This window comes from Pseudooceanicola sp. NS-SX8, from assembly GCF_057380755.1.
Genome location: NZ_CM170819.1, coordinates 2,205,246 through 2,221,392, shown reverse-complemented (window position 1 = coordinate 2,221,392; position 16,147 = coordinate 2,205,246). Strand labels below are relative to the sequence as shown.

14 protein-coding genes are annotated in these 16,147 nt (G+C 65.1%); 10 read left to right on the top strand and 4 right to left on the bottom strand.

All coding sequences use genetic code 11. The features are described 5' to 3' along the window. The first annotated feature begins 46 nt into the window (after positions 1-46). Positions 47-871, top strand: coding sequence for an isocitrate lyase/PEP mutase family protein (locus tag AC2IR1_RS10155; protein WP_486476162.1), 825 nt, complete (start codon positions 47-49; stop codon positions 869-871). 85 nt (positions 872-956) lie between these two features. On the opposite strand, the gene AC2IR1_RS10150 is transcribed toward AC2IR1_RS10155, so the two are convergent. After that, positions 957-1,508: a peptidylprolyl isomerase gene (locus AC2IR1_RS10150; RefSeq protein WP_486476161.1), complete on the bottom strand. Its 552-nt coding sequence runs from the start codon at positions 1,506-1,508 to the stop codon at positions 957-959. After that, complete coding sequence (locus AC2IR1_RS10145) at positions 1,501-2,007, bottom strand: peptidylprolyl isomerase (RefSeq protein WP_486476160.1); 507 nt, start codon at positions 2,005-2,007, stop codon at positions 1,501-1,503. The genes AC2IR1_RS10150 and AC2IR1_RS10145 overlap by 8 nt, the downstream gene beginning before the upstream one ends. A 136-nt stretch (positions 2,008-2,143) precedes the next feature. Between AC2IR1_RS10145 and AC2IR1_RS10140 the strand changes: the two genes are divergently transcribed. The 9 genes from AC2IR1_RS10140 to AC2IR1_RS10100 all read left to right on the top strand — a co-directional run bounded on the left by AC2IR1_RS10140 (position 2,144) and on the right by AC2IR1_RS10100 (position 11,206). Continuing rightward, positions 2,144-3,328, top strand: a complete 1,185-nt coding sequence (locus AC2IR1_RS10140) for a phosphoglycerate kinase (protein WP_486476159.1) — start codon at positions 2,144-2,146, stop codon at positions 3,326-3,328. 228 nt (positions 3,329-3,556) lie between these two features. After that, positions 3,557-4,480, top strand: a complete 924-nt coding sequence (locus AC2IR1_RS10135) for a fructose bisphosphate aldolase (protein ID WP_486476158.1) — start codon at positions 3,557-3,559, stop codon at positions 4,478-4,480. Positions 4,481-4,668: 188 nt separating this feature from the next. Next, on the top strand, positions 4,669-4,968 hold the full coding sequence (locus AC2IR1_RS10130; protein ID WP_486476157.1) for an FtsB family cell division protein: 300 nt from the start codon (positions 4,669-4,671) through the stop codon (positions 4,966-4,968). Between the two features lie 248 nt (positions 4,969-5,216). Next, entirely contained in the window at positions 5,217-6,230 is a 1,014-nt protein-coding gene (gene pdhA, locus AC2IR1_RS10125; protein WP_486476156.1) for a pyruvate dehydrogenase (acetyl-transferring) E1 component subunit alpha, read from the top strand. Positions 6,231-6,243: 13 nt separating this feature from the next. Next, positions 6,244-7,626, top strand: a complete 1,383-nt coding sequence (locus tag AC2IR1_RS10120; RefSeq protein ID WP_486476155.1) for a pyruvate dehydrogenase complex E1 component subunit beta — start codon at positions 6,244-6,246, stop codon at positions 7,624-7,626. Between the two features lie 12 nt (positions 7,627-7,638). Next, positions 7,639-8,952 carry a pyruvate dehydrogenase complex dihydrolipoamide acetyltransferase gene (locus tag AC2IR1_RS10115; protein ID WP_486476154.1) on the top strand — a complete coding sequence of 438 codons (1,314 nt, stop codon included), beginning with the start codon at positions 7,639-7,641 and terminating at the stop codon, positions 8,950-8,952. Between the two features lie 206 nt (positions 8,953-9,158). Further along, positions 9,159-9,491, top strand: a complete 333-nt coding sequence (locus AC2IR1_RS10110; RefSeq protein ID WP_486476153.1) for a carboxymuconolactone decarboxylase family protein — start codon at positions 9,159-9,161, stop codon at positions 9,489-9,491. A 109-nt stretch (positions 9,492-9,600) separates the two neighbouring features. Next, positions 9,601-9,936: a carboxymuconolactone decarboxylase family protein gene (locus tag AC2IR1_RS10105; protein WP_486476152.1), complete on the top strand. Its 336-nt coding sequence runs from the start codon at positions 9,601-9,603 to the stop codon at positions 9,934-9,936. Positions 9,937-10,111: 175 nt separating this feature from the next. Further along, positions 10,112-11,206, top strand: a complete 1,095-nt coding sequence (locus AC2IR1_RS10100) for a DUF2278 family protein (protein WP_486476151.1) — start codon at positions 10,112-10,114, stop codon at positions 11,204-11,206. A 79-nt stretch (positions 11,207-11,285) separates the two neighbouring features. Here AC2IR1_RS10100 and cysE read toward each other — a convergent pair whose 3' ends face one another. Beyond that, positions 11,286-12,089, bottom strand: coding sequence for a serine O-acetyltransferase (gene cysE / locus AC2IR1_RS10095; protein ID WP_486476150.1), 804 nt, complete (start codon positions 12,087-12,089; stop codon positions 11,286-11,288). Positions 12,090-12,218: 129 nt separating this feature from the next. Then, entirely contained in the window at positions 12,219-16,145 is a 3,927-nt protein-coding gene (locus AC2IR1_RS10090; RefSeq protein WP_486476149.1) for a baseplate multidomain protein megatron, read from the bottom strand. Positions 16,146-16,147: the final 2 nt, after the last annotated feature.

Sequence of the window (16,147 nt, the reverse complement as noted above, 5' to 3'; positions counted from 1 at the left end):
ACGCTCCGCCCTGCAGCCCCGGCCGCAGATGCTGAAGGAGACCGAGATGCCCGTTCCCGCCCAAGATTTTCGCGCCCTGCACCGCAGGGGAGAGCCCTTTGTCCTGGCCAATGCCTGGGACGCGGGATCGGCCCGGATGCTGGCCGCCACGGGGGCGAAGGCCATCGGGACATCCTCTGCCGCCTTTGCCTTCACCCTGGGCCGGCCCGACGGCAACGTGACCCGGGACGAGGCGCTGGCCCATGCGGAGGCGATGGTGGCCGCCACCCCCCTGCCCGTTTCCGGCGATTTCGAGAACGGTTTCGGCGACGATCCCGACACCGTGGCCGAAACCGTGCGACTGGCCTGCGAGGCCGGGCTTTCGGGGATCACGATCGAGGACAATCCGCCGGGCGGCGCGACCTCCTACGACCGGGAGCTGGCGGTCGAACGGATCCGCGCGGGTGCTGCCGCCGCACGCGCCCTGCCGCGCGATTTCGTCCTGGCCGCCCGGGCCGACGGGGTGCTGAACGGCACCTACGACATGGCGGAGGCGCGCGCCCGGTGCCGGGGCTATGAAGAGGCGGGCGCCGATTGCCTTTACGTGCCCGGCCCGCCCAGTTTCGAGGACCTGCAGGCGCTGGTGGAGAGCACCGAACTGCCGGTCAACGTGCTGGCTGTCGGCCAGATGGCCAGCTACACCACCGAGGATTTCGCCCGGATCGGCGTGGCGCGCATTTCCCTCGGCTCGGCTCTGGCACGGGCGACGCACCGGGTGATCGTCGATGCCATGTCGCTGCTGCTGGAGGATGGGAGCTTCTCCAAGCTGAAGAAATCCATTTCCGGCGCCGAGGTGGACGAGATGCTGCGCCGGGGCATGAAGGCGGAGTAAGGCCCCCGCTGCGCCGCCGCCCGAACGGAAAAGGGCCCCGACTGCTGCCAGCCGGGGCCCCCTCAGGACAAGATTGCCTGCCCGATCACTCGGTCACGGTGACCTTTTCCATCATGTCAGGCTCACCCAGGACGGCGCCGTTGCGGCCTTCGCCCAGCTTGATCTGATCCACCACGTCCATGCCCGAGGTGACCTTGCCCACGACCGTGTACTGGCCGTTGAGCGAGGGGTATTCGGTGAACATGATGAAGAACTGGGAGTTGGCGGAGTTCGGATCCTGGCTGCGCGCCATGCCGACGATGCCCCGTTCATAGGGGATGTCGGAGAATTCGGCCGGCAGGTCGGGCAGGTCGGAACCGCCCATGCCCGCGCGGCGCATGTCGCCGTCCTTCTTCGCGAATTCCACATCGCCCGTCTGGGCCATGAAGCCCGGGATGACCCGGTGGAAGTAGACGCCATCATAAGCGCCTTCGCTGGCCAGGGTGGTGATCCGTTCGACGTGCTGCGGCGCAACATCATCGAACAGGTCGATATGGACCGTTCCATTGGCCTGACCGGCAATCTGGATGTCCAGACCGGTGGCCAGCGCCGGGCCCGCCAGCGCCATCAGCGCGGCGGAGAGCAGCAGCTTACGCATCCGATGCGACCTTGACGGAGATCATCATGTCGGGATCCGCAGGCGGCTCGCCCCGGACGATGGCATCCACGTGTTCCATGCCGTCCACGACGCGACCGTAAACGGTGTACTGGCCGTTCAGGAAGTGGTTGTCCTTGAAGTTGATGAAGAACTGGGAGTTGGCGGAGTTCGGGTTCTGCGAACGGGCCGCGCCCAGGGTGCCGCGATCGTGGGGCAGCTTGGAGAATTCTGCCGGCAGGTTCGGCAGGTCGGAACCGCCGGTGCCCGCCATGCGGATGTTGAAATCGCCGTTCTTGTTGCCGTTCTTCACGTCGCCGGTCTGCGCCATGAAGCCTTCGATCACGCGGTGGAAGACCACGCCGTCGTATGCGCCGGAGCGGGCCAGCTCCTTCATGCGTTCGCTGTGGGCCGGTGCCACGTCGGGCAGCAGCTCGATGGTGACGGTCCCACCCTTCAGTTCCATCAGGATGGTGTTCTCGGGGTCCTTGATCTCGGCCATGCGCCTCTCCTTCAGACTGTTTGCGCCAGCATTAGGCAGATGTGCCCCGAATGCCAACCCGGCGCGGTTGACCGGGGCGCAGGAAGCCGCCATCACTGGCCCCGACAGTAACCCCAATCGCATTCGGGAGAGGTCTATGGGCTGGAAAACGCTTGATGACATGGAACTTGACGGCAAGCGGGTCCTGACCCGCGTGGACATCAACGTGCCAGTCGAAAACGGCAAGGTGACCGACGCGACGCGGATCGAACGAATCGTTCCGACGGTGAAGGACATCCTGGCCAAGGGCGGGCAGCCCCTGCTGATCGCCCACTTCGGGCGCCCCAAGGGCAAGATCGTGCCGGAAATGTCGCTGCGCGTCACCCTGCCCGCGCTGGAAGCCGCCCTGGGCCAGAAGGTCGTCTTCATCGAGACGATCGAGGCCGCCAAGGCCCACACCAGCGAACAGGACGGCGCCTCTGTCCTGCTGCTGGAAAACATCCGCTTCCATCCCGGAGAAGAGAAGAACGACCCGGCCTTCGCCAAGGAGCTGGCGAGCCTGGGCGATGTCTACTGCAACGACGCCTTCAGCGCCGCGCACCGTGCGCATGCCTCGACCGAGGCCATCGCGCGGGAGCTGCCCAGCTGCGCCGGCCGCCTGATGCAGGCAGAGCTGGAGGCGCTGGAAAGCGCGCTTGGCAAGCCCGTGCGCCCGGTCGTCGCCGTGGTCGGCGGGGCCAAGGTTTCCACCAAGCTGGACCTGCTGGGCAACCTGGTCGAAAAGGTCGATCGCCTGGTGATCGGCGGCGGTATGGCCAACACATTCCTTGCGGCGCAGGGCATCGACGTGGGCAAGTCCCTTTGCGAGCATGACCTGACCGAGACTGCGAAGCAGATCATGCTGAAGGCGCTGGATGTCGGCTGCGAGGTGATCCTGCCCTCCGACGTGGTCGTCGCGCGGGAGTTCAAGGCCGGCGCCGATTGCGAGACCGTCCCGGCGACCGAAGTGCCCGGCGACGCGATGATCCTGGATGCCGGCCCCGATGCGGTGGAGCGGATCGGCGGCGCCTTCGAAAACGCCAAGACCCTGATCTGGAACGGCCCCCTCGGCGCTTTCGAGATCCCGCCCTTCGACATGGCCACCAATGCCGCGGCCCTGAAGGCGGCCGAGCTGACCAAGGCCGGCACGCTGAAATCCGTGGCCGGTGGCGGTGACACCGTCGCGGCCCTGAACGCATCGGGTGCCGCCGAAAGCTTCACCTACATCTCCACCGCCGGGGGCGCTTTCCTGGAATGGATGGAAGGTAAGACGCTGCCCGGTGTGGCGGCCCTGGAGGGCTGACAGGCCCAGCGGAACGCCGCCTCCGGGTGGCGTTCCCGCAGGGGGGCTGCAGGAGGCCGGCGGCGGGTGGCTGATGTTTTCCGCGATCCTCCGCCTGCCCTGCCCCCACGGCCTGCCGTTAGCGCAACCTGAATTGTCAGCGTCACACGGCTCGCCTAGAGAGGAAGTGAGCGGGGCCGCACTCTCTGCGTCCCGATTGGTGAAACCCAAGAATTTCAGGCGATTGACATGTCCGACACGATGCAGGCCGAGATGGTCAAATCCGATCCCGCCATGGCGGAACAGATGCGCTCCGGCGATGGCTTCATTGCCGCGCTGGACCAGAGCGGCGGGTCGACCCCCAAGGCGCTGCGCCTCTACGGGATCAACGAAGACGCCTATTCCAGCGAAGCCGAGATGTTCGCGCTGATGCACGAGATGCGCGCGCGCATCATCAAGTCCCCCGCCTTCAACGGTGAGAAGGTGATCGCGGCAATCCTGTTCGAACGCACCATGGACGGCGAGATCGACGGCATGCCGACCGCGGAATACCTATGGAAGGAATGCAAGGTCGTGCCCCTGCTGAAGGTCGACAAGGGCCTGGCAGACGCGGAAGACGGCGTGAAGATGATGAAGCCCATGCCGGAGCTGGACGCGCTGTGCGAAAAGGGCGTGGCAAAGGGTATCTTCGGCACCAAGATGCGCTCCGTCGTCGATGCGGCCAATCCGGTCGGCATCAAGAAGGTCGTGGCGCAGCAGTTCGAGGTGGGAAAGCAGATCCTGTCGCATGGCCTGATCCCGATCATCGAACCGGAAGTGACGATCTCCATCGCCGACAAGGCCGAGGCGGAAAACATCCTGCGGGACGAGATCCTGGCGGCGCTGGATGCCCTGCCCGCCGGCACCGAAGTAATGCTGAAGCTGACCCTTCCCGAGGTCGACAACCAGTACAAGGCGCTGGTGGATCACCCCGCGGTGATGCGTGTCGTGGCCCTGTCGGGCGGCTATTCCCGCGAGGAAGCCAATGAGCGGCTGTCGCGCCAGACCGGCATGATCGCCTCCTTCTCCCGCGCGCTGACCGAAGGCCTTTCGGCGCAGCAGTCGGACGAGGAATTCGACGAGACCCTGGCGACCTCCATCATCGGGATCTACGACGCCTCCGTCGCGGGCTGACCGCCCCGGCCGAGGTCGAGAAGACCTGTTCAGACATTATTCTGGGGCGCCTTCGGGCGCCCTTTTGCCTTCGGGAAAAAATTCGCTCAAATCCCCGTTTTCTTGACGAAAGGGGATTCACATCGCGAATCACCTATGGCATGATTCGCCTACACCGCCCGACAGAGGCGGGTCCATTGAGGCAAGCAATGAGCAACGAGTCGCGCCCGGGTTTTGGGTTCTTTCTTTCTTTCGGTGCCATCCTGATGCTGGGGATGTACTTCACCTTTGCCGCCGTGCAGGGGGAGTATGGTCTTTTCCGGCGATCGGAGGTGGTGGCCGCGAATGAAGACCTCGAAACGGAACTGGCGCGACTCGAAGCTCGCATCGCCGAAATGCAGAACAAGACCCATCGCCTTTCCGACGACTACCTCGACCTCGACCTGCTGGACCAGCAGGCCCGCGACGTCCTTGGCATGGTGCGCGGCGACGAGTTCGTCCTGCGCTGACCCCCTCCCCCACTGATCACGATGCGCTGACCGGGCCCTGATCCGGCCCCTGCCCAGCCTGCCGCGCAAATGGACGCGTGGGGCGAAACCCCATGGACAAAGGCGCTGACGCCTCTAGTCTTGCACTCAGGGCAACCCGGCCAATTGCGCAGCAATTCACTCTCGCATCGGGTCAGGATTTGCTGTAGGGGATAGTTTAGCGTTAAACTATCTTTGATTTGCACATCGACTCACGGGGAGGACACCGCATGGCGACCCGCAAATCCGCAGCCAAGCCGAATGTCTCGGCAGACGAGCTGAAGAAGTACTACCACGACATGCTGCTGATCCGGCGCTTCGAAGAGAAGGCGGGCCAGCTTTACGGCATGGGGCTGATCGGGGGGTTCTGTCACCTCTACATCGGCCAGGAAGCCGTGGTGGTCGGCCTCGAAGCTGCAGCGGAGGAAGGCGACAAGCGCGTCACTTCCTACCGCGATCACGGCCACATGCTGGCCTGTGGCATGGACCCCAACGGCGTCATGGCCGAGCTCACGGGCCGCGAAGGCGGCTACTCGAAGGGCAAGGGTGGCTCCATGCACATGTTCTCGAAAGAGAAGAACTTCTACGGCGGTCACGGCATCGTCGGCGCGCAGGTGCCGATCGGCACCGGGCTGGCCTTTGCCGACAAGTACAAGGAAAACGGCCGCGTGTCCTTCGCCTACTTCGGTGATGGCGCGGCCAACCAGGGCCAGGTCTACGAAAGCTTCAACATGGCGGCGCTGTGGAAGCTGCCCGTCATCTTCGTGATCGAAAACAACCAGTACGCCATGGGCACGTCGCAGCACCGCTCGACCTCCAGCCCCGAGATCTTCAAGCGCGGCGAGGCCTTCGGCATCCCCGGCGAGATCGTCGACGGCATGGACGTGCTGGCCGTGAAGGCCGCCGGCGAGAAGGCGGTGGCGCACTGCCGCGCCGGCGACGGCCCCTACATCCTGGAAGTGAAGACCTACCGCTACCGCGGTCACTCCATGTCGGACCCGGCGAAGTACCGGACCCGCGAGGAAGTGCAGAACATGCGCGAGAAGCACGACCCGATCGAGCACATCCGCCAGATGCTGATCGACGGCAAGCATGCCTCCGAGGAAGACCTGAAGTCCATCGACAAGACGATCAAGGATATCGTCAGCAAGTCCGCCGACTTCGCCAAGGAAAGCCCGGAACCCGCGCTGGACGAACTGTGGACCGACATCTACGCGGACGAGATTCCGCAGCACAACGCCTGAGGGAGGATCGCAAATGCCTACTGAAGTTCTGATGCCCGCCCTCTCCCCCACGATGGAGGAAGGCACCCTGGCCAAGTGGATGGTGAAAGAGGGCGATACCGTGTCCTCCGGCGACATCCTGGCCGAGATCGAGACCGACAAGGCGACGATGGAGTTCGAGGCCGTCGACGAAGGCGTCATCGGCAAGATCCTGATCGCCGAAGGCACCGAGGGCGTGAAGGTGAACACCCCGATCGCCGTGCTGCTGGAAGAAGGTGAATCCGCCGACGACATCGGCGAGGTTGCCGCAGCGCCGGAGGCCGCACCGGCCGACGCGGGCGGCGAAGAGGCCCCTGCGGCCGCTGAGGCGCCCGCCCCCTCCGCCCCGGCGGAAGTGAAGTCCAAGGCAAGCCCCGACTACCCCGAGGGCACCGAGATGCGTGAGCAGACCGTGCGCGAAGCGCTGCGCGACGCCATGGCCGAGGAAATGCGCGGGGATGAGCTGGTCTACCTCATGGGCGAGGAAGTCGCCGAGTACCAGGGCGCCTACAAGGTGTCCCAGGGCCTGCTGGACGAGTTCGGCCCCAAGCGCGTCGTCGACACGCCGATCACCGAGCATGGCTTTGCCGGTCTGGCCGTGGGTGCCGCCTTCGGTGGCCTGAAGCCCATCGTCGAGTTCATGACCTTCAACTTCGCCATGCAGGCGATCGACCAGATCATCAACTCCGCCGCCAAGACGCTCTACATGTCCGGTGGCCAGATGGGTGCGCCCATGGTCTTCCGCGGTCCCAACGGCGCCGCCGCCCGCGTGGGCGCGCAGCACTCCCAGGACTACGCGTCGTGGTATGCGCATATCCCCGGCCTGAAGGTCGTGATGCCCTACTCCGCCGCCGATGCGAAGGGCCTGTTGAAGCAGGCGATCCGTGATCCCAACCCGGTCATCTTCCTGGAGAACGAGATCCTCTACGGCCGCACCTTCGAAGTGCCGGTCCTGGAAGATTTCACCATTCCCTTCGGCAAGGCCCGCATCTGGCGTGAAGGCACCGACGTGACGATCGTGTCCTTCGGCATCGGCATGCAATACGCGCTGGAAGCCGCGGACAAGCTGGCAGAGGAAGGCATCTCGGCCGAGGTCATCGACCTGCGGACCCTGCGCCCGATCGACTATGACACCGTGCTGGCCTCCGTCATGAAGACCAACCGCTGCGTCACCGTCGAGGAAGGCTTCCCCGTCGGCTCCATCGGCAACCACCTGTCGGCCACGATCATGGAACGCGCCTTCGACTACCTCGATGCGCCCGTGATCAACTGCACCGGCAAGGACGTGCCCATGCCCTATGCCGCCAACCTCGAGAAACTGGCGCTGGTCACCACGGACGAGGTGATCGCGGCGGTGAAAAAAGTCACCTACCGTTAAGGAGAGAGAGCCATGCCCACGGAAATCCTGATGCCCGCCCTCTCCCCCACGATGGAGGAAGGCACTCTGGCGAAATGGCTGGTCAAGGAAGGCGACACCGTGTCGTCCGGTGACCTGCTGGCAGAGATCGAGACCGACAAGGCGACGATGGAATTCGAAGCCGTCGACGAAGGCGTCATCGGCAAGATCCTGATCGCCGAAGGCAGCGAAGGCGTGAAGGTGAACACCCCGATCGCCGTGCTGCTGGAAGAGGGTGAAAGCGCCGATGACATCGGCAGCACGCCCGCTCCCAAGGCAGAGGCCGCCGCGCCTGCGGAAGCCCCGGCCGCTGCGGCCCCCGCCGCTGCCCCCAAGGCGGAGGCCCCTGCCCCCGCCGCGCCCAAGGGCGCCAATGGCGAGCGCATCTTTGCCTCTCCGCTGGCCCGCCGCATCGCGGCCCAGAAGGGTCTGGACCTGGCGCAGATCACCGGCACCGGCCCGCATGGCCGCATCGTGAAGGCCGACGTGGAGAAGGCAGAGGCCAAGCCCGCTGCTGCCGCAGCTCCTGCAGCCGCCCCGGCCGCTGCGGCGCCGGCTGCTGCCGCCGCACCTGCCGGCCCCTCCACCGAGACCGTCAAGAAGATGTACGAGGGTCGCGAGTACGAGGAAATCAAGCTCGACGGCATGCGCAAGACGATTGCCGCGCGCCTGTCCGAGGCCAAGCAGACCATTCCGCACTTCTACCTGCGCCGCGACATCAAGCTGGATGCGCTGCTGAAGTTCCGCAGCCAGCTGAACAAGCAGCTGGAACCGCGTGGCGTGAAGCTGTCGGTCAACGACTTCATCATCAAGGCCGTGGCGCTGGCGCTGCAATCCGTCCCCGCCGCCAATGCGGTCTGGGCCGGTGACCGGGTGCTGCAGCTGAAGCCGTCGGACGTGGCCGTGGCTGTCGCCATCGAGGGTGGCCTGTTCACCCCGGTGCTGAAGGACGCCGACATGAAGTCGCTGTCGGCCCTGTCGGCAGAGATGAAGGACCTGGCCAAGCGCGCCCGTGATCGCAAGCTCGCGCCCCATGAATACCAGGGTGGTGCTTTCGCGATCTCGAACCTCGGCATGTACGGGATCGACAACTTCGACGCCATCGTGAACCCGCCCCATGCGGGGATCCTGGCCGTCGGCGGCGGCGTGAAAAAGCCCGTCGTCAATGACGCAGGCGAGATCGAAGTGGCAACCGTGATGTCGGTGACCATGTCCGTGGATCACCGGGTGATCGACGGGGCGCTTGGCGCGGACCTGCTGAAGGTCATCGTCGAGAACCTCGAAAACCCGATGCTGATGCTGGCCTGACGGCCATCGCAGGATGAGGGCCTGACGCATGGGCCCACATTCACAGATCAAGAATACCCGCCAGGTCCCGCCTGGCGGGTATTTTCATTCCCCCTGCCCCCTCCGCTGCCCATGTTCCCCGGCGCTTGGTGACCTAGTCACGGAACGACCGGCGGCCCCTGCGCTAAACTCGTTCCGGGGAGGAACGTCACGCAAAGGGACAAGACATGGACTGGAAATCCTACCTCGCCGAAACATCCGCCAACCTCGGCAAGATCCGCGACGTGAAGCCCCAGATCGGAGAGGGCTTCACCGCGATGCACAGGGCCGCGATGGAGCCGGGCGCCCTGTCAACCAAGGAGAAGGAGCTGCAGGCGCTTGCGATCGGGATCTCGAAGCAATGCGTCGACTGCATCGGATTCCACATCCGCGCGGCGCAGAAGGCAGGGGCCACCCGCGAAGACGTCGTGGAAACCGTTGGTGTCGCGGTGATGATGGGTGGCGGCCCGGCCTACATGTACGGGTCAAAGGCCATCGCGGCCTGGGACGCGCTGACCTGACACTGCGCCGTAAAGTCAGGGAAAACCATGCGAAGTTCGGTGACCAAGTCACCGAACTCTGCGCGTCTCCGGTCTAGGATCGGCCCAGGCCGACACGAAAGGACATGCCATGGGCTGGAAGGAACTGCTGGGAAAGACCACCGCGGGCCTGCGCGAGATCAAGAAGGTGAAGCCGGAGATCCAGAAGGAGTTCGGCGCATTGCACAATGCCGTGCTGGATGAAGGTGTCCTGTCCGTCAAGCACAAGGAGCTGCAGGCGATCTCCATCGCCGTGGCGCAGCGCTGCAACGATTGCATCGCCTCCCATGTCTTCGCGGCGATCAAGGCGGGCGCCACCCGCGAGGAACTGGTCGAGACGCTGGGTGTCGCCACGCTGATGGGCGGAGGCCCCGCCTACATGTACGCCGCCCATGCCATCGAAGCCTGGGACGAATTCGCGGCCTGACGGGCAGCGAGGCATCGAGTTGCCCTCTCTGCAAAATGGACAGCAGGCCGCCCCAGCGGGCGGCCTCTTGCCGTTTCGCCCCCGGATGTCCCCAAAGGGACGTTCCGGACTACGTCCTGTCACAGGATCAGCCTAGGGTGAGCTTGAGACCTGTCCTTTTCAAAGCGGAGCCCCCATGCCCATTTCCGATTACGGTGTCTGGACTGCGACCCCCGTTCGCGTTTCGGCCGAGCGGGCCGATCAGGATCCGGAAAGCCCGCACATCCACCTTTTCTTCGATGACGGCACAGGCGGCAGTTTCGACGGCGCGCGGCGGGCGTCAATCAATGTCAAATCGCTTTCCGCCGTGTCGGAGCTGGTCTACTGGCACCTGCCCGATCTGAGACACCCGGTGACGGATGCCCTGCGCGGCCTGCCCCCCGGTTTCACGCCGCTCGACAATGCGCCGGGCGGCGGGGCGCTGGATTACATCCGCTCGAACCTTCTGGATTTCGACGCCGGTCGTATCCTGTCCCACGATGTCCCCGGCGAGGCGCCGAACGACATCATCGACTACGTCCTGCCGGTGTTGCGTGCCGCCATCGACCGTCGCGCGACGATCTACCTGTTCGGAGAGCCCTACAGCGACCGGCAGGGCATCCACGACATCCACATGAACCAGGGCAGCGCCGGGCGTTTTTCGAAGTACAACGGGGTCTGGCAGGACGGGGCAGTGATCTTGCATTTCCGGGATCAGGACCGTTTCGCCGGGCTGTTCTTCGCCTTTGCCAGCCAGGCCGTTCATACCGACGAGGACACGGGCAACGGCCTGCCCGGCGCCCAGACCTTTGCCGAGCTTCTGACAGGTCGGCCGGTCGCCCCGGACAGGGGCCAGCCGCAGCCCTCCGCGCCCCCTGCGCCAGCGGTTCCGACGATGCTGCCCGACCGCCGGGTCGCCATCATGGGCGCCCTGGTCAACCCGGTCGGGCGTGAAAACATGGAAGGTGCGGAGGGGCAGCCGGAAACAGTCTACCTGATGAACCGCTCCGGCGACGGCCTGTCGCTGGCAGGCTGGTCGATCCTGAACGGACGGGACGAGGCACGCACCCTTGCGGGCGATGCCTGGCTGTCCCCCGGTGATGTGCTGGCCGTCCCGATGGAGGGCGTGGCGCTGTCCAACAAGGGGGGCACCATCACCCTGCTCGACCCGCATGGCCTGAAGGTCGACGGCGTCAGCTACACCGCGGCAGAGGCGAAGCCAGAGGGCAAGATCCTCGTCTTCCGTCGCTGAGGTCTGCCGGAACAGAAAAGGGCGCCCTGGCGGGGCGCCCTTTGTCAGCCCTGAAGGTTCAGCCCAACAGGCCGGGTTGTCAGCCACCCAGCAGCTGGTTCATCTGCAGCGCCGGCTGATCGCAGCCAGCCTTGCCCACGATCTTTGCCGGAACACCGGCGACCGTCGTGCAGGGCGGCACTTCGTGCAGAACGACGGAGCCTGCCGCGATGCGGGAGCAGTGGCCGACCTTGATGTTGCCCAGAACCTTGGCCCCCGCCCCGATCAGCACGCCATCGGCGATCTTGGGGTGACGGTCCTCCTCTTCCTTGCCGGTCCCGCCCAGGGTGACGGAATGCAGCATGGAGACGTTGTCCCCGACCACGGCCGTTTCCCCCACGACGATGGAGTGGGCGTGGTCGATCATGATCCCCTTGCCGATCCGGGCATTGGGATGGATATCGACGCCGAAGACCTCGGAGCAGCGCATCTGGAAGAAATAGGCCAGGTCCTTGCGCCCCTTCGTCCAGAGCCAGTGACCGATCCGGTGCGACTGCACCGCCTGGTAGCCCTTGAAGTACAGCAGCGGCTGGATGAACCGGTGGCAGGCGGCATCGCGATCATGGATCGCGACGATGTCGGCCCGGGCGGCGGCGGCGATACCGGGGTCATCCGTGATCGCCTCGTCGCAGATTTCCCGCAGGAGCTGACCCGGCATTTCGTCCGAGGCAAGCTTCATCGAGATCCGATAGGCCAGGGCCCGTTCGATCGACGGGTGGTGCAGAATGGTGGAATGGACGAGGCCGCCCAGAAGCGGTTCCTCCGCGACGGCTTCCTTTGCCTCACGCAGGATACGGTCCCAGACGGGATCGAGTTCCGCCAGTTTCGGGTTGGATTGTGCCATGATCGCTTTCCCATTGCGGGCCCGTGGCGGCCCCAAAGATCCATCGACCATACCAGATAGTCATCCCGGGGAAAATGCAAAGGCGTGAGCCGGCAGTTCACAAGAATGAATTGCCGGCTCACGCCCGGGTCAGACGGTGAAGTCCAGGGATGCGAAGCTGCCGGGACCGAAGGTCGAGGAGACCTGGGCCACCTCCAGCTGCGCAGCACCGCCGAGGCCATCTTCGGAAAGCTGTGCCGCGGTGTAGGTCCAGCCGCTTTCGCCCACCGTTTCCTCCCGCACCACCGTTCCGCCCTGCAGGATGCGCAGACGGAAGGACAGGGTCTCTTCGCCAAGAGGAACTTCCGCAAGATCCCAGGTGTCACCGTCGATCCGGGTGCGGCGGACCCAGGTGAATGCGATATCTCCGCCCGTCTGGACCTGCGCCCGCAGATGGCAGGGGGCATAGGGTCTCAGACCGACGCCGTCAAAGGCGCGTTCCTCGTGCAGGTAGGACGGATCATCGACACTGCTTTGGGCCGGGCCGATGCGGTAGTGGCGCGTCAGCCGTCTCTGGTTCGGCGCAAGGGAGATCTGCTGGGGCACCTGGTCGAGCAGGACAACCCAGGATCCGGCGGGCCAGACCTCGGGCATATGGGCCTCTGTTCCCAACTGGCCCCTGAGACGGAAGGAGAGGTCATAGCTGTCGACGCCGGTGACCTCTGCATCGCGGAACTGGAAGACCTCCCAGCCCGCCGGATCCCCGTTTCCGATCGCCAGAAGGTTCTGCCCTGCAAGGAGCCCTGCCTCATCCGTTGACCACAGGCTGCCGGAGGTCAGGCTGATGCCAAGCGCGGCACCGCGATCCACCCGCCCGACGGGTCCCCGCGCCAGCGGGGATGTCGTGACCCCGATCGTCGCCCTGGTCGTCAGCACCTGATCGAGGGCATAGCCCGCATCACTGCCGGAAGAATAGACCGCGACCGAACCTGGCCAGGGCTTGCCCGTGACAGCCAGGTGCGGTGCATGCGGCAGCTCATCGCCACGGATCAGCGGCAGATCGAGCCAGAGGGGCAGCACCGGCAACGGGGCCACGAATGAGGCGCCAGAGGGCAGATCCTCGGAGAGGACGCCCGGGCGATAGAGCTCGGGTTCAACGCGAACCGCTTCTGCCAGGGTCATCGCCCCGTGCTCTGTCCGGTCCAGCCTGTAGAGGCTGCCGCTACCGCCGTCGCTGTAGGAGATCACATCCCCCGCGCCCAGCGCCCGCAGCGAGGGCGGCAGGGCGAACCGCAGCCCATCGCGGGCGACGCGTGCCTCTGCCAGCCAACGTTCGACAACCTGGCGCCCCTCGCCCCGGGTCATGGCCAGGGACATCTCGCTGCCCGCAACAACGCGGCTTTCCTCATCCGGGAGGATAGCTTCTTCCGCCACGGTCTCGAAATCCGCGTTGGCCTGAACGAACCTGAGACGCATGCGCCCGGCAAGCTCCGCCTCCGGCGTGCGATGGCGTTCGACAATGCCATCCAGATCGCGCGTCTCCACCATGTCGTCGCGGCTCAGAACCTGGTCGGCACGCCCGCCCCGCATGACGAAGCGGATCACGCCGTCCCGTTCGACGGCATCGAACCCATAGCGCAGCATCAATGGCTGCAGCGCCGCGCGCGCCTCCCTCACCTCGTCATCGAGATACCCGCTCACGTAGCCGTAAAGACCGCTCACGTCGTAGTTGGTCAGACCGGAGGCCTCGCATATCTCGGCCACGACAAGCGCAAGCGAGCGGCCGGACGCGCGCCCGGTGATCCAGTGACCCGCGGCACGGTTTTCCCCATCGGACCAGAGATCCAGGTTGTTGGGAAAGACGGGGAACGGCCGGGCATCCCAGGCCCATACAAAGGCCCGGGACATGTCGATCATGCTGTCACCATAGACCGACGACACGGGATTGTTAGCCGCGTCGTTCCAGTAGCCGTGCATGGCACGAAGGTACTGCTGCTGGATCACCTCGTCCTTCTGACCGGAGGAATAGTGCGGCAGGGAGGATTCGGAGCTCTTGGGATCCAGGAACTTGTTCGGTTGGTTGGTCCCCTTGTCGACGGCGGCACAGCCCAGTTCCGTGAACCAAACAGGCTTGGACTGGGGCACCCAGGCAGTGGCGGCAGCCTGACGAACGCCGCCGATCCGCTCGTGATGCGCATTGCTCCACCAGTTGCGGATATCCTTCCGCCGCCAGATCCAGGGCTCTCCGTGGGCGCCATCCTCGATGGGCGTGCGCAGCTGGTTGTCCCGGTCCGTTCCCGAGGCATAGTACCAATCGTAAAGCTCTCCGCCCTCGATGTTCCCCTCGAGGTAGGAGACATCGTAGAGCGTCCTGTGATCGACGGCATCCAGATGGTCGTCCCCCTCACGCCAATCCGAAAGGGGCAGGTAATTGTCGATCCCGACGAAGTCGATTTCCGCGTCAGCCCACAAGGGATCGAGATGGAAGAAACGATCACCGCTGCCGTCGCTTGGCTGATAGCCGGAATACTCGCTCCAGTCGGCGGCATAGCCGATCTTCACACCAGCACCCAGGATCGTGCGGACCTCTGCGGCCAGCGCCCGCAGCTCCGTCACCGCAGGAAAGCTGTTGGAGGCGCCCCGGATGCCGGTCAGACCGACCATTTCAGAACCGATGCAGAAGCTATCGACCCCACCGGCCGCCGCGCAAAGCGCCGCGCAGTGCAGGATGAACCGGCGATAGCGCCATTCCGATGGTCCGGTGTAGCTGACCGTGCCATTGCCAATGGTGAAATCGGATGCCGCCGCGCTTCCGAAGAAGTCCGCGACTTCTGCGGCGGCGGCGGCCGTCCCGTCAGGCGATCCGGTCCGCCCCGGCGCTTCCGACGCCGTGATGCGGCCACGCCATGGCAGATGCGCCTGGCCTGTCTCGTCACTGTAGGGATCCGGCAGCGTGTTTCCCTCTGTCTGATCCATCAGGATGAAGGGATAGAACATCACTGCCTTCCCCTGACTGGCGAGGGCTTGAATGCCCTCGATCACGGCCGCATCCGCAGGCGTGCCCCCATAAAGGGGCCGGTCATCGTCATCCTGGGCAACAAGCTGGGCTGCCCCCCGGGACAGGCCCGCGACCGTCCAGGGCATTTCGCGCCCGTCGAAATCAAGCTTTTCGACCTTGGGCTTGATCTCGCACGTCCCGCAGCGAAGGTCATCGCCGAACCAGCTCACGATGAGGGAAACCGCCTCGCAGCCGGTCATGCTCTGATCCAGCTGGTCAAGTGCAGTTTCCAGGTCCGTTTTCCCGGACGGGGAATTCACGTTGGCCAGCCCGTAGTGCCCCGCACCGTAGTCATAGCTGACACGGGTCGTGGCCAGCGCATATTCACCGCTGCCAGGCATGAGGGCCACCGCCCGGACCGCATGCGCAGTCTCCTCACCTGCCCCGGGAAGCGCCGCAGGCGCCGGGCGCAGCACTTCGAAGGTGAACTGCGGAACGCGGTTGCCAAAGGGCTCCAGCTGTAGGTTCTCCAACACGACGTAGGCCGTCCCACGGTAGGCCGGCACCTGTCCTGCGCCCTCGACCGCCTCCATCTTGGGATCCGGCAGTTGATCCGGACTGCCGGGATAAACCCGCATATCCAGATCCGCAGGCGCGATTTCCACACCATCCGCCCAGATACGCCCAACACCGGAAATTTCTCCCTCGCAGAGCGCGATTGCCAGGCTGACCGTATAGGAATGCGATGTAACCTTGGGCTTCGGCGCTGTGCCCTTGCCCCCGCCGGATGTCGTGGTGGTTTCGAGGAACTGCGTCGCCCAGATGACCTGCCCGGCCACACGCATGCGGCCATAGACCCGCGCGATCGGATCCCCTTCCCCCGCCCCGGTCAGACGGAACCTCTCGACCCGTCCGGTCTCCACGGCATCGGATCCCTGCCCGAGAAGCCGCTGATCGATGTATCGGCCAAGCGTGGCCCCGACGAAACGACCCGCAGCGACAGCGGACAGGCCCAGGACGGACCCGCCGACAGTGCCACCGATGGCTGCACCGGCAGCAGACAGAAGAACGGTTGCCATGG

What these genes read in the sequence shown, in the direction of transcription:
- AC2IR1_RS10155 (WP_486476162.1), top strand. Translation starts at nt 47, where the DNA reads ATGCCCGTTCCCGCCCAAGATTTTCGCGCCCTGCACCGCAGGGGAGAG.
- AC2IR1_RS10150 (WP_486476161.1), bottom strand. Translation starts at nt 1,508, where the DNA reads ATGCGTAAGCTGCTGCTCTCCGCCGCGCTGATGGCGCTGGCGGGCCCG.
- AC2IR1_RS10145 (WP_486476160.1), bottom strand. Translation starts at nt 2,007, where the DNA reads ATGGCCGAGATCAAGGACCCCGAGAACACCATCCTGATGGAACTGAAG.
- AC2IR1_RS10140 (WP_486476159.1), top strand. Translation starts at nt 2,144, where the DNA reads ATGGGCTGGAAAACGCTTGATGACATGGAACTTGACGGCAAGCGGGTC.
- AC2IR1_RS10135 (WP_486476158.1), top strand. Translation starts at nt 3,557, where the DNA reads ATGTCCGACACGATGCAGGCCGAGATGGTCAAATCCGATCCCGCCATG.
- AC2IR1_RS10130 (WP_486476157.1), top strand. Translation starts at nt 4,669, where the DNA reads ATGAGCAACGAGTCGCGCCCGGGTTTTGGGTTCTTTCTTTCTTTCGGT.
- pdhA (WP_486476156.1), top strand. Translation starts at nt 5,217, where the DNA reads ATGGCGACCCGCAAATCCGCAGCCAAGCCGAATGTCTCGGCAGACGAG.
- AC2IR1_RS10120 (WP_486476155.1), top strand. Translation starts at nt 6,244, where the DNA reads ATGCCTACTGAAGTTCTGATGCCCGCCCTCTCCCCCACGATGGAGGAA.
- AC2IR1_RS10115 (WP_486476154.1), top strand. Translation starts at nt 7,639, where the DNA reads ATGCCCACGGAAATCCTGATGCCCGCCCTCTCCCCCACGATGGAGGAA.
- AC2IR1_RS10110 (WP_486476153.1), top strand. Translation starts at nt 9,159, where the DNA reads ATGGACTGGAAATCCTACCTCGCCGAAACATCCGCCAACCTCGGCAAG.
- AC2IR1_RS10105 (WP_486476152.1), top strand. Translation starts at nt 9,601, where the DNA reads ATGGGCTGGAAGGAACTGCTGGGAAAGACCACCGCGGGCCTGCGCGAG.
- AC2IR1_RS10100 (WP_486476151.1), top strand. Translation starts at nt 10,112, where the DNA reads ATGCCCATTTCCGATTACGGTGTCTGGACTGCGACCCCCGTTCGCGTT.
- cysE (WP_486476150.1), bottom strand. Translation starts at nt 12,089, where the DNA reads ATGGCACAATCCAACCCGAAACTGGCGGAACTCGATCCCGTCTGGGAC.
- AC2IR1_RS10090 (WP_486476149.1), bottom strand. Translation starts at nt 16,145, where the DNA reads ATGGCAACCGTTCTTCTGTCTGCTGCCGGTGCAGCCATCGGTGGCACT.